Origin of the sequence: Streptomyces sp. KL116D, assembly GCF_030766975.1 — a bacterium.
Classification (GTDB): domain Bacteria; phylum Actinomycetota; class Actinomycetes; order Streptomycetales; family Streptomycetaceae; genus Streptomyces; species Streptomyces longispororuber_A.
Genome location: NZ_JASERH010000126.1, coordinates 143,756 through 156,152 on the forward strand (window position 1 = coordinate 143,756; position 12,397 = coordinate 156,152).

9 protein-coding genes are annotated in these 12,397 nt (G+C 72.6%); 5 read left to right on the top strand and 4 right to left on the bottom strand.

What is annotated here, in order from left to right; translation table 11 throughout:
* Nucleotides 1–9: 9 nt before the first annotated feature.
* Both RBJ77_RS46730 and RBJ77_RS46735 read right to left on the bottom strand, forming a co-directional pair.
* Entirely contained in the window at nucleotides 10–1,620 is a 1,611-nt protein-coding gene (locus RBJ77_RS46730; protein WP_372350535.1) for an ABC transporter permease, read from the bottom strand.
* Nucleotides 1,617–2,582, bottom strand: a complete 966-nt coding sequence (locus RBJ77_RS46735; protein WP_372350536.1) for an ATP-binding cassette domain-containing protein — start codon at nucleotides 2,580–2,582, stop codon at nucleotides 1,617–1,619. Before RBJ77_RS46735 ends, RBJ77_RS46730 begins: the two co-directional genes overlap by 4 nt.
* A 101-nt stretch (nucleotides 2,583–2,683) precedes the next feature.
* Here RBJ77_RS46735 and RBJ77_RS46740 point away from each other — a divergent pair, with 101 nt between their 5' ends.
* The 3 genes from RBJ77_RS46740 to RBJ77_RS46750 all read left to right on the top strand — a co-directional run bounded on the left by RBJ77_RS46740 (nucleotide 2,684) and on the right by RBJ77_RS46750 (nucleotide 6,327).
* The gene (locus RBJ77_RS46740) at nucleotides 2,684–3,196 is read left to right on the top strand and encodes a GbsR/MarR family transcriptional regulator (protein WP_255979544.1); all 513 of its coding nucleotides are present in this window, start codon (nucleotides 2,684–2,686) and stop codon (nucleotides 3,194–3,196) included.
* Nucleotides 3,197–3,315: 119 nt separating this feature from the next.
* Nucleotides 3,316–3,735: a MarR family winged helix-turn-helix transcriptional regulator gene (locus tag RBJ77_RS46745; RefSeq protein WP_255979582.1), complete on the top strand. Its 420-nt coding sequence runs from the start codon at nucleotides 3,316–3,318 to the stop codon at nucleotides 3,733–3,735.
* A gap of 159 nt (nucleotides 3,736–3,894) precedes the next feature.
* Nucleotides 3,895–6,327: a hypothetical protein gene (locus RBJ77_RS46750; RefSeq protein ID WP_372350537.1), complete on the top strand. Its 2,433-nt coding sequence runs from the start codon at nucleotides 3,895–3,897 to the stop codon at nucleotides 6,325–6,327.
* A 79-nt stretch (nucleotides 6,328–6,406) separates the two neighbouring features.
* On the opposite strand, the gene RBJ77_RS46755 is transcribed toward RBJ77_RS46750, so the two are convergent.
* Nucleotides 6,407–7,261, bottom strand: coding sequence for a diacylglycerol kinase (locus RBJ77_RS46755; protein ID WP_372350538.1), 855 nt, complete (start codon nucleotides 7,259–7,261; stop codon nucleotides 6,407–6,409).
* A 182-nt stretch (nucleotides 7,262–7,443) separates the two neighbouring features.
* On the opposite strand from RBJ77_RS46755, the gene RBJ77_RS46760 reads away from it, so the two are divergent.
* Nucleotides 7,444–8,727, top strand: a complete 1,284-nt coding sequence (locus RBJ77_RS46760) for an adenylosuccinate synthase (protein ID WP_255982442.1) — start codon at nucleotides 7,444–7,446, stop codon at nucleotides 8,725–8,727.
* 153 nt (nucleotides 8,728–8,880) lie between these two features.
* Here the strand turns inward: RBJ77_RS46760 and RBJ77_RS46765 are convergent, their stop codons facing one another.
* Nucleotides 8,881–10,725, bottom strand: coding sequence for a serine/threonine-protein kinase (locus RBJ77_RS46765; RefSeq protein WP_372350539.1), 1,845 nt, complete (start codon nucleotides 10,723–10,725; stop codon nucleotides 8,881–8,883).
* Between the two features lie 269 nt (nucleotides 10,726–10,994).
* On the opposite strand from RBJ77_RS46765, the gene RBJ77_RS46770 reads away from it, so the two are divergent.
* Nucleotides 10,995–12,350: an aspartate aminotransferase family protein gene (locus tag RBJ77_RS46770; RefSeq protein ID WP_372350540.1), complete on the top strand. Its 1,356-nt coding sequence runs from the start codon at nucleotides 10,995–10,997 to the stop codon at nucleotides 12,348–12,350.
* Nucleotides 12,351–12,397: the final 47 nt, after the last annotated feature.

The following is a 12,397-nucleotide window of genomic DNA, read 5'->3' on the forward strand; positions in this document are numbered from 1 at the left end:
TCGCGGGGCTCAGCCGGTGACGTCCCGCCGCCGCAGCCCCGCGAGGCCCGCTCCCACGAACACCGCGGCCAGCGCCGTCAGGACCAGCACCGGCGTCCACTGCATCTCCCCGCCCGGCAGCTTCGGCAGGTGCCCGAACGGCGACAGGTCCATCACGGACTGCGGGACCTTCAGCGCGGGCCCGATCCAGCCGAGCAGCAGCGCCGCGCCCGCGACGCCCCACGCGCCCACGGCCCACCGGGACGCGACCCCGTGCAGCAGGACGGCCACGCCGCCCAGCGTCCACACGGCGGGGAGCTGGACCAGGCAGGCGCCGAGGATCGGGCCGGCGTCGTGGCCGTAGCCGAGCGCGAGACCGAGTCCGCCGAGGACCATGATCAGCGCGGCGCCCCCGAACGCGATCACCAGGTGGCCGCCCGCCCAGGTCAGCCGCCCCACCGCGGTCGCCAGCACCGGCTCGGCCCGCTGCGAGGTCTCCTCGCCCTGGAGGCGCAGCACCGCCTGGACGACGTACAGCGCGGCGACCATCCCGAGCATGCCGACCATGGTGGCGAGGAAGGCGTTCGTGATCCCGGACTGGCCGCCCATCCGCTCGATGATGTCGATGGTGTTCTGGTTGTCGCCGACCAGGTCGGCGGCGCCCTCGGTCATGCCGCCGAAGACGACGCCGGCGGCGAGGAAGCCGATCGACCAGCCGAGCACGCTGCCCCGCTGCAGCCGCCAGGCCAGCGCGCCCGCCGAACCCAGTCGCCCCTCGGCAGGACCCGGGCGGCTCGGCAGGAAGCTCATGCCGATGTCGCGCCGCCCGGCCAGCTGGTAGGCCACCACGCCCTGCGCCGCGACGGCCGCGACGAACAGCAGCAGCACCCACCACCGCTCACCGGCGAAGGCCCGGACGTTCTCCACCCAGCCGATGGGCGAGATCCAGGTCAGCGGCGAGGAGCCGCCGTCGTTCCCCGAGTCACCGGCCGCCCGCAGCACGAACGCGATCCCGAGCACCGCCGACGTCAGCCCGCGGGCCAGCCGGGCGCTCTCCGTGAACTGGGCGACGATCGCCGCCATCGTGGCGAACACCATGCCCGCCCCGCCGATCGCGAGCCCGAACGCGAGCGCCCCGGCGCCCCCTTGGGCGGCGAGCCCGCCCGCGATCAGCAGCGCCAGCACCCCGTTCGCCACCAGCGCCGTGAGCAGCGCGGCGGTCAGCGGCGCGCGCCGCCCCACCATCGCCGACGACACCAGCTCCTGGCGCCCGCTCTCCTCCTCGTCCCGGGTGTGCCGGACCACGATCAGCAGGCTCAGCACGGCGGCGAACACCGCCGCGAACGTCCCGATGCGCCACGCCGTCAGCGCGCCGAGCGAGTCGTCGAAGACCGGCCCGTACATCGCGCGCATCGAACTGTTCGTGTTCATCGAGTGCATGACGTCGGCGCGCTCGGCCGCCGTGCCGTACACGCTCTTCAGCGAGCCCGGCATGGACAGCACCATCAGGGCGATGACGGCGATCCAGACGGGCATCATCACCCGGTCGCGGCGCAGCGCCAGCCGCAACAGGGTGCCGGTGCCGGCGAGTTGGCGGCTGCCGCCGGCCCGGGGCGCGTACGTGGAGCCGAGCGCGGTCATCGGGTCACCGCCGACTCCGGCGCGGCCGCGCCGCCCGTGCCGTTCGTGCCGTCCGTGTCTGCCGTGTCGGCCGTGTCGTCCTGGTAGTGCCGCAGGAACAGCTCCTCCAGGGTGGGCGGCGTCGACGTCAGCGACCGCACGCCCGAGGCGGTCAGCGCGCGCAGTACCGCGTCGAGCTTGTCGGTGTCGACCTGGAGCTTGACCCGGTGTCCCTGGACGTCGAGGTCGTGCACGCCGGGCAGTTCGGCCAGGCCGTGCGCGACACCGGCGAGTTCGGCGGTGATGCTGGTCCTGGTCAGGTGCCGCAGCTGGGCCAGCGAACCGGTCTCGACGGTCGCGCCCTTGCGGATGATGCTGACCCGGTCGCAGAGCTCCTCGACCTCGCTGAGGATGTGCGAGGACAGCAGCACCGTCTGCCCGCGCTCCCGCGCGGCCTCCTCGACGTACGACTGGAAGACCTCCTCCATCAGCGGGTCGAGCCCGGAGGTGGGCTCGTCGAGGATGAGCAGGTCGACGTCGGACGCGGCGAAGGCGGCGACGAGCGCGACCTTCTGCCGGTTGCCCTTGGAGTACGTGCGGCCCTTCTTGGTCGGGTCGAGCTCGAACCGCTCCAGGAGGTCGGCCCGGCGCTTCTTGTCGAGCCCGCCGCGCAGCCGCCCGTACAGGTCGATGACCTCGCCGCCGCTGAGGTTGCGCCACAGGGTCACGTCACCGGGCACGTAGGCGACCTTGCGGTGCAGTTCGACCGCGTCGGTCCAGGGGTCGCGGCCCAGCATCTGCACGGCGCCGGAGTCGGCGCGCAGCAGGCCGAGCAGCACCCGGATGGTGGTGGACTTCCCCGCGCCGTTCGGGCCGAGGAAGCCGTGCACCTCACCGGACTCGACGTCCAGGTCGAGACCGTCGAGCGCATGCGTCCTGCCGAACGACTTGTGCAGTCCGGAGACCGTGATTGCCTTCGTCATGTTTCTGAACGTACGCTTCTTTCACAAACTTGTGAAGTTAAGGAAGCGTATAAACTCTGTACCGAGGCCGGGCGGGCCGGGCAAGGGGAGATGATCGGGACATGAGCCAGGAAGAAGGACGCACACGAGCGGCGGACGACGACGCGGCGGCGGTCGCCCGCTCCCGCTTCGTCGAGCGGTTCGCCGGCCAGCTCGTGGAGGCCGGCATGACCCGGATGCCCGCACGGATCTTCGCGGCCCTGCTCGCCTCCGACTCGGGCGCGCTCACCTCCGCCCAGCTCGGCGAGCAGCTGAAGGTCAGCCCCGCGGCCGTCTCCGGGGCGGTGCGCTATCTGACCCAGCAGCACATGGTCAGCCGCGAGCGCGAGCCCGGGACGCGGCGCGATTTGTTCCGGGTGCACGACAACCAGTGGTACGAGGCGCTCACCAGCCGCGACAGCGTTCTCAAGCACTGGGAGGACGCGCTGCGGGAGGGCGTCGAGAGCCTGGGCGCCGACACCCCCGCCGGCCGCCGCGTCGGCGAGACGCTGGCCTTCTTCGAGTTCGTGCAGAGCGAGCTGGGCGGGATGATGGACCGCTGGCGGGAGCACCGCAAGACGCTCGGCCTGGACTGAGAGAGGTGGCGTACGTGGACGAGGCGTACGAGGTGGACGAGGCCGCCGAGGCTGTCGAGGCCGTCGGGGCGGACGAAGCCGTCGAGGACAGGGGCACGCGGCAGGTCGAGTTCGAGACCATGCTGCTGAGCCGGCACGGCTATCTCTTCGGCTCGCGCGCCAGAACCGCCGACTGGCACCTCGACCGCAGCGCGTACATCCTGCTCAGCCGCATCCAGATGGAGGGCCCGATGTCGATCGGGCAGCTCAGTGACGCGTTCGGGCTCGACGCCTCCACGCTCAACCGGCAGACCGCCGCCATGATGCGGGCCGGTGTCGTCGAGCGGATCCCGGACCCCGAGGGCGGGATCGCCCGCAAGTTCCGGATCACGCGGGAGGGCGAGAAGTCCCTGAACGACGACCGGGCCCGCTACCTCGGCATCCTGGACGGCCTCCTCGACGACTGGACGGAGGCGGAGGTCACCGAGTTCGCGGCGAGCCTGCAGCGTCTGAACCGGGCGATCGAGCGCCTCGACGGGCGGCCCTGGCCCCGGCCCTGACGCACCGCCCGGACGGCGGCCCGCTGTCCGCCATCCAGGGGTCCGCACGGCGAGCCCACCCCGCACCGCCCGCACCCGCCCCACCCACCGTGGTTGCCTACGCCGACATGCCGTCCGAGTAGGTAAATCGTAGGAACCCAGAGGGTGGGTGGATCGAAGATGCGCTGGCCACGGTGGTCCCCGGTCGCACGGTGGGGAGGTCCGGCCCTCGTCGCACTGGCCGTCCTCGCCGTGCTCGTCGGCACGGCGGGCAGGCCCGGCGGACGGGCGGCGGCCGCCGCTGCCGCCCCGCAGAACCCGCTGTCGGTGACCTTCGTCGCCCGCTCCTGCCCGCAGTACAGCGACGTGATGGCCAACAAGGCCCGCAACAACATCCAGGAGTCGCTGCGCGACCTCGGCCCCGACTCCAACTACGCCTCCAACGAGACCGTCTCCGCGGCCAAGGAGGCGGCCGGCACCCCGCTGCCGCCGTGCGAGGCGCTGCCCGGCTGGACGTTCTCCACCGGCCGAGGCATCAGCAACAAGTCCGACGCCACGCTCAACCTGTCCACGGTGACCACCCCGATCCGGCAGAACATCACCACCGGCGCGTCCACCCCGGAACTCGACGCCCAGGGCAACCCGACCGGGCGGCAGCTGGAGGGCGCGGTCACCGTGCCGCTCAACTCGGCCGAGATCAGCGCCTCTTCGGGCCTCGTGGTGCAGGGCGGCACCAAGTCCGCGACGCTGAACGGCGTGCAGGAGCAGTACGGGTTCGCCGCGCTGCGCTGCGCCCAGGACGCGGTCAACGGCGACAACGTCGAGTACGTGACCTTCCCGTCCGGCGCCCGGCACGTCTTCTGCTACTACTACGCGATCACCCCGCCACCGGACGCCGGCACCATCAAGGTCGTCAAGGAGATCGCGCCCGACAGCCCCGGCGAGGGCGACTTCCGCTTCGACGGCAACGTGTCCTACGGCGACACGAACGGCGACGGCACCAACGACTTCGTGCTCACCGCCTCGGCGCAGAAGCAGGATTCGATGACGTTCGTGCGGGCGGCGGGCAGCACCCCGTGGACGTTCAAGGAAGAGATCCCGGCCGGCAGCGGCTGGTCCCCGCCGACGATGCCGGACTGCACCATCGTCGCGGCCGACGGCGGTGAGGGCACCAGTGAGGTCGTCCGGGACTCGGCCGGCGCCGTCAGTGTCGTACTGGCCGCCGGTGACACCGTGACCTGCACGTACACCAACACCCGTGCCTCCGGGCAGGCGCTCCTGGAGAAGGAGTCCGTCGGCGGCACCGGCACCTTCGACATCGACCTGCAGCCGCCATCGGCCTCCCCGCCGGTGAACGTCTCGCCGGTCACCACCGAACGCGAGGGCGTCCCGGTCACCGTCGCCGAGGCCCCCGACGGCGCGACCCCCGGCCGCTACGAGATCTCCGAGAGCATCCCGGCGCCGGACGGCACCGGCACCTGGGAGCTGGTCGGCGCGAACTGCAACGGCACCGACGTGCCGATCACGCAGGAGGCCCCCGACGAGCAGAACCCGAACGGCAGTTGGCACGCCGCCTACGACGTGGCCTCCGTGGACGACGCGCGCTGCCTGCTCACCAACAGATTCACGCCCGGCGGCGCCATCAACATCGAGAAGGTCACCGAGGGCGGCACCGGAACCTTCTCCTACAACGTCACCTCGCACCCGCGCGGCCGCAGCACCGCCGTGGCGCGCACCGACCGGTCCACCGCCACCACCGTCGTCGAGGGCGACCCGGTCACCGCGCACCCCGAGGACGACCCCACGGCCCCGGCCGCCGACGAGCTCACCGTGGACCCCCAACTCCAGTACCAGATCCAGGAGTTCATGCCGCCGCCCACCGCGGGCGGGCACTGGGAGCTGACCGGTGTGGACTGCGGTGAGACGGACGCCCGCGTCGACACCGACAGCGCGACCGCGACGCTCACCCTGACCGCCGACCAGCCCCGCCCCACCTGCCGCTTCACCAACCGCTTCGTCCCCGTCGGCACCCTCGACGTCACCAAGCACACCACCGGCGACACCGGGCTGCGCCCCGACGGCGCCGAGCTGACCCTGACCTGCGCCGACGGCACCATCGACACGCTGGCCGTGGCCTCGGGCACGACGTCCGCGCAGCTCCCCCGGCGCACCTTCGCCACCGACACCACGTGCACGCTCACCGAGCCGGAGACCGGCGCGGGCGACGGGGTCGACGTGACGACGACGGCGACCCTGTCCGTGGACGGCGGCCCACCGACGACGATCACCCTCGGTGATCCGTTCCCGGTCCGGGCCGGGGAGTCGGCCACCGTCGAGATCACCAACGCGTTCGCGACCGAACCGCCGACGTCCCCGCCCCCCACGACGACGGCGACCCCCACGCCCACCCCGACCGCCACGTCCCCGGCCACGCCCACTCCCACGGCGCCCACCCCGGGCCCGAGCGGCGGCCCCTCCGTTCCGCCCGGGCCGCCCGGCGACCACCTGGCCGACACCGGCGGCTCCACCACCGCGCTCTGGGTGGCCTGCGCGGGAGCCCTCGCCGTGGCCCTCGGCACCCTCACGGTGACGGCGATGCGCCGCCGCATCTAGAGCCTGTCCCCCGGATCCTCCTGCCCCGCGACGCCTGGTGCGTGCTCTCGCCGCACCGAGCGCAAGGCCGAGTACGTCCTCAGGGGAGCGCCAGCCCCCACGCCCCGGTGCGCACCGTCCACGTGCGTCTGCGCACCGGGCCGCCGATCGTCACCGAGTCCGCCCGGTAGCGGAAGTCGGCGCCGGTCACGGTGATCGTCCGCGCCCGGGCGGTCAGCGGCGGGGCCGCCGCGTCCACCGCCACGGGCCGCACCTCCACCCGGGCCAGACCGGTGCCGGTGGCGGGCCCCACCGAGACCCCCTCCACCGGCTGGTCGAGGTCGACGAGCGTCACCCCGTCCGCCTCGACCCGCAGCCGCGCGGGGCCACCGGAGTCCGGCGCCGCGGGCCGCACCGGACGCGCCGCGAGGGTGCGCACCAGCGACCTGCACGTCCGCAGCCAGGGCCGGCCCCCGGTCCCCGGCTCCGCCACCGGCGGGATGCGCAGGTCCCCGAGCACCACCCCGTCGCTGTCGTCCACCAGCAGATCGAGCCGCCGCTCCCGGCCGTCCAGCGCCACGCGTGCCGCGGCCACCGTGCCCGTCGGCACCCCCAGCGAGCGCGCCAGCGAGACGGCCGCCCCCACCGGCACCATGGAGAACACCGCCCCCGACAGCTCCCGCTCCCGGTGCAGCAGGGACACCGCACGCAGCAGCGCCCGGTCGTCACCGACCACCACGGGCCGCCGCGCACCCCGCTTGGCCAGCGCTTTCGCGAATTCCTCCGGCCCCTCGGGCAGACACACCTTGGCGGTGGCGCCCGCGCACAGCACGTCCTTGGCGATGCGGACCGACTCCCCGTCCGCGCGCCGCGCGAGGGGGTCGACGATCACCAGCAACTGCCGGGACAGCGGGACCTCACCGCCACGGTCGGACGGATGGCTCTCATGATCCAAAGCCGCCACCTCGGCCCTGCCTCGCTTCCTCGGGTAGCATCTTTGTGCAAGAGCCCCTTGCGCTATTGCGCCAGGGGCTTGGTCTATTCCGGGGCACCCCAAGGCTCACGAAGGCCCGCCGCACCGACGCGGCGCCGGCCCCTTGACCTTGGACATGCCCCGCCCGGAAGGGGTGTACGCCTGTGCCCGCACTTGTGCTGCTCGGTGCTCAGTGGGGTGACGAAGGCAAGGGAAAGGCCACCGACCTGCTCGGTGGATCCGTGGACTATGTGGTGCGCTACCAGGGCGGCAACAACGCCGGTCACACGGTCGTCGTAGGCGACCAGAAGTACGCGCTGCATCTCCTCCCTTCCGGAATCCTCTCCCCGGAGTGCACGCCAGTCATCGGAAACGGTGTCGTCGTCGACCCGTCGGTCCTGCTCTCCGAGCTGAGCGGTCTGAACGAGCGCGGCGTCGACACGTCCAAGCTCCTGCTCAGCGGCAACGCCCACATCATCACGCCGTACAACGTGACGGTGGACAAGGTGACCGAGCGCTTCCTCGGCAAGCGCAAGATCGGCACCACGGGCCGCGGCATCGGCCCGACGTACGCGGACAAGATCAACCGGGTCGGCATCCGCGTCCAGGACCTCTACGACGAGTCGATCCTCACCCAGAAGGTCGAGGCGGCTCTCGAGGGCAAGAACCAGCTGCTCACCAAGGTCTTCAACCGCCGCGCCATCGAGGCGGAGCGGGTCGTCGAGGAGCTCCTCGGCTACGCGGACCAGATCAAGGGCTACGTCGCCGACACGACCCTGATCCTGAACAACGCGCTCGACGAGGACAAGGTCGTGCTGTTCGAGGGCGGCCAGGGCACGCTCCTCGACATCGACCACGGCACGTACCCCTTCGTCACCTCGTCGAACCCGACCGCGGGCGGCGCCTGCACCGGGGCCGGCGTCGGTCCGACGAAGATCAGCCGCGTCATCGGCATCCTCAAGGCCTACACCACGCGTGTCGGCGCGGGCCCGTTCCCGACGGAGCTGTTCGACGAGGACGGCGAGGCGCTGCGCCGCATCGGCGGCGAGCGCGGTGTCACCACCGGCCGTGACCGCCGCTGCGGCTGGTTCGACGCCGTCATCGCCCGCTACGCGACCCGCGTGAACGGCCTGACGGACTTCTTCCTCACCAAGCTCGACGTCCTCACCGGCTGGGAGCAGATCCCGGTCTGCGTGGCCTACGAGATCGACGGCAAGCGCGTCGAGGAGCTGCCCTACTCGCAGTCCGACTTCCACCACGCGAAGCCGGTCTACGAGATGCTGCCGGGCTGGTCCGAGGACATCACGAAGGCCAAGACCTTCGCGGACCTCCCCAAGAACGCGCAGGCGTACGTGAAGGCGCTGGAGGACATGTCCGGCGCCCCGATCTCGGCGATCGGCGTCGGCCCCGGCCGCACCGAGACGATCGAGGTCAACTCGTTCCTGTAAGGGAGCGAACGGATCACCCGGTGCCCCGGCCCGCCTCGGCGGGCCGGGGCACCGGTGCGTCAGCGCGGGTGGTCGCCGGTCCGCGACCAGAGGCACTCACCGCCCCGGACGGTCTCGGTACCGGTCACCATGGCGCTGCCGTGGTCGCCGGGCTCAGCCCGACCGGTCGTACGTCAGGGTCTGCTGCTTTCCGTCCAGGCCCGTCATGACCCGGCGCAGCTGGCCCGACGGCAGGATCGTGACCGTGCTCGGCTTGCCGGGGGTGCAGGCCGAGGCGGGCTCGGCGATCACCGGGTCGGTGCCGCCGATCCGCAGCGTGGAGTCCGTCGCCGACGTCAACTCGCCCTCGAACAGGCAGTGGTAGGGCTGCCCGTCCTTCTGCGGGCCGTCGGCCGTCATCGACAGGACCGTGTCGCCCGGCTCGCCCTGCTGGATGGTGATCTGCCGCGGATGGTGCCCGGTCGCGTTGTCGATCGCGCCCGACCACGTGCCGAGGAACTTCGCCGGTATCTCGCCCGCGGCCGACTGCGGCGTCTCGGCGGGGCTGCTGGACGTCTCGGGCGTGGACGGATCCTGGCCCTGGCTGGACGGGGCGGGCGAGGCGGGCGCGGAGGCGGACGCGGGGGACTGCTCGTTCTCCTGCGCGGTGGGCGACGAGCCGTCGTCCTTCATCAGGGCGTACACGGAGCCGCCCGCGCCGATCGCCACGATCAGGGCGACCGCGAGCAGCGCCGCCGTGGAGCGGCCGCGCCGCGGCGGCTCCTGCTGCGGGGAGCCCAGGGGCAGGACCCCTGGTCCGTAGGGCGGGGTGTGGCCCCAACTCCCTTGTGCCGCGGGCGGATAGCCGTACGCGGGCGGCTGGGGCTGCGGCTGGTGCGGGTGGCCGTACGCGGGCGGGGCGGGCGCGGGCGTCGGGGTGTCCTGGCCGACCACCATCGTGGGCAGGTGGTTCAGCTGGACGGCGCCGGGCCTGCCGGGCGGCGGCGGAGCGTCCGGCTCGGCCTGCGGTTCGGCGGGCGGATCGGCCGGGGGCGGCGGCACCGGCGGCGGTCCTGACGCCGCCTGCTCGGGGTCCTCCGAGTCCAGCAACTGCACGGCGTGCCGCCCGAGTTGGGCCACGAGCGCGCCCGGCAGCCAGGGGTCGCGGGTGCGGCCCCCGTCGCCCAGCGTGTCCTCGGCGCCGGTCCGCTCCAGGAGCTCGTCGAGCGTGGGCCGGTCCGCTGGCTGCTTGCGCAGACAGTCCCGTACGAGATCCTGCAGGCCCTCGGGGAGGTCGGCCAGGTCGGGCTCCTCCTGGGCGATGCGGAACATCATCGCGTGCACGCCGCTGTTCGACGTGCCGAAGGGCAGGGCGCCCGTCGCCGCGTACGCGAGGACCGAGCCCAGGCAGAACACGTCGCACGCCGGGGTGATCCGGTCGCCGCGCACCTGCTCGGGCGCCATGAACCCGGGCGACCCGACGAGCGCGCCCGTCCGCGTCAGACCACCGTCGGTGACGGTCTCCAGGGCCCGCGCGATGCCGAAGTCGATGACGCGCGGGCCGTCGATGGTGACCAGCACGTTCGACGGCTTGAGGTCGCGGTGGACGATGCCGGCGTCGTGGATGTCCTTGAGCGCGTGCGTGAGCCCGGCCGCGAGGATGCGCACCGACCGCTCGGGCAGTGCGCCGTAGTCGTGCGAGACGACCTGCTGGAGCGCGGGCCCCGCCACGTATCCGGTCGCCAGCCACGGGATCGCGGCGTCGGTGTCCGCGTCGAGGACGGGCGCCGTCCACGCGCCGCCGACCCGCCGCGCGGCCTGCACCTCCTGCCGGAACCTGTGCCTGAACTCCTCCTGCTCGGCGAGCTCCTGGCGCACCAGCTTCACGGCGACGGTCCGCCCGCGCTCCGAGCGCGCGAGGTACACCTGCCCCATGCCGCCCGCGCCGAGCCGGCCGATCAGCCGGTACGCGCCGATGCGCTGCGGGTCCCCCGACACCAGTGACTCGAGCCTCTCCATGTCGCGCCACCCTCCCCCGTATGTGTGCAACAAATTGAGAATAGTGCGGGCATACGACATAGAGGACAGGAGCGGCTTCTACGGTTCCGTAACGGGACACAGCGCGCGGCACAGGACGATCGGACCGGCGTTCGGAGCGGCGGTCGGACCGGCGTCAGGGCCTGCTTTCGGGGCGCCTGGGATCCCTGGACAGACTGTCGTGTTCGCCGCCCGCGCGCAGACAGGACGCCGATGGTGTGTCCACGGACCGGACATCTACCCTCGGCCCCATGACCCCTCAGCCGAATCCCCAGGTCGGCGCCGCCGTCAAGGCCGCGGACCGCAAGCACGTGTTCCACTCCTGGTCCGCACAGGAGCTCATCGATCCGCTCGCCGTCGCCGGTGCCGAAGGCTCGTACTTCTGGGACTACGACGGCAACCGCTACCTCGACTTCACCTCGGGGCTCGTCTACACGAACATCGGGTACCAGCACCCGAAGGTCGTCGCGGCGATCCAGGAGCAGGCCGCGAAGATGACGACCTTCGCGCCCGCGTTCGCCATCGAGTCGCGCTCCGAGGCCGCACGCCTCATCGCCGAGCGCACCCCCGGCGACCTCGACAAGATCTTCTTCACGAACGGCGGCGCGGACGCCGTCGAGCACGCCCTGCGGATGGCCCGCCTGCACACGGGCCGCCCGAAGGTGCTCTCCACCTACCGCTCGTACCACGGCGGCACCGAGCAGGCGATCAACGTCACCGGTGACCCGCGCCGCTGGGCCAGCGACCGCGGCACGGCGGGCGTCGTCCACTTCTGGGCGCCGTTCCTGTACCGCTCGCGCTTCTACGCGGAGACCGAGGCGCAGGAGTGCGAGCGCGCGCTGGAGCACCTGGAGACGACGATCCAGTTCGAGGGTCCGGCGACCATCGCCGCGATCATCCTGGAGACGATCCCGGGCACCGCCGGCATCATGACGCCGCCGCCCGGCTACCTCGCGGGGGTCCGCGCGCTCTGCGACACGTACGGCATCGTCCTCGTCCTCGACGAGGTCATGGCGGGCTTCGGCCGTACGGGCCAGTGGTTCGCCGCCGACCTGTACGACGTCACGCCGGACCTGATGACCTTCGCGAAGGGCGTGAACTCGGGGTACGTCCCGCTGGGCGGCGTGGCGATCTCCGGCGCCATCGCCGAGACGTTCGCCAAGCGCCCCTACCCGGGCGGTCTCACCTACTCGGGGCACCCGCTGGCCTGCGCCGCCGCCGTCGCCACCATCAACGTGATGGAGGAGGAGGGCATCGTCGCCCACGCGGCGAAGCTCGGCGCCGAGGTCATCGAGCCGGGGCTGCGGGAGCTCGCCGAGCGGCACCCGTCGGTGGGCGAGGTGCGCGGCACCGGCATGTTCTGGGCGCTCGACCTGGTCAGGGACCGGGAGACCCGCGAGCCGCTGGTGCCGTACAACGCGGCCGGCGAGGCGAACGCGCCGATGGCCGCGTTCGGCGCCGCCGCCAAGAAGAACGGCCTGTGGCCCTTCATCAACATGAACCGCACGCACGTCGTGCCGCCGCTGAACATCACGGAGGCGGAGGCCAAGGAGGGCCTCGCCGCCCTGGACGTGGCGCTGTCCGCGGCGGACGAGCACGTGGCGTAGCCGGAGCCTTCCGGGGGGCGCCGCCGGCCGGCGGCGCCCCGTGCCGT

Excerpts from the sequence above, each read along its gene's own strand:
- RBJ77_RS46730 (WP_372350535.1), bottom strand. The coding sequence starts at position 1,620 with ATGACCGCGCTCGGCTCCACGTACGCGCCCCGGGCCGGCGGCAGCCGC.
- RBJ77_RS46765 (WP_372350539.1), bottom strand. The coding sequence starts at position 10,725 with ATGGAGAGGCTCGAGTCACTGGTGTCGGGGGACCCGCAGCGCATCGGC.
- RBJ77_RS46745 (WP_255979582.1), top strand. The coding sequence starts at position 3,316 with ATGCTGCTGAGCCGGCACGGCTATCTCTTCGGCTCGCGCGCCAGAACC.
- RBJ77_RS46770 (WP_372350540.1), top strand. The coding sequence starts at position 10,995 with ATGACCCCTCAGCCGAATCCCCAGGTCGGCGCCGCCGTCAAGGCCGCG.
- RBJ77_RS46735 (WP_372350536.1), bottom strand. The coding sequence starts at position 2,582 with ATGACGAAGGCAATCACGGTCTCCGGACTGCACAAGTCGTTCGGCAGG.
- RBJ77_RS46750 (WP_372350537.1), top strand. The coding sequence starts at position 3,895 with ATGCGCTGGCCACGGTGGTCCCCGGTCGCACGGTGGGGAGGTCCGGCC.
- RBJ77_RS46740 (WP_255979544.1), top strand. The coding sequence starts at position 2,684 with ATGAGCCAGGAAGAAGGACGCACACGAGCGGCGGACGACGACGCGGCG.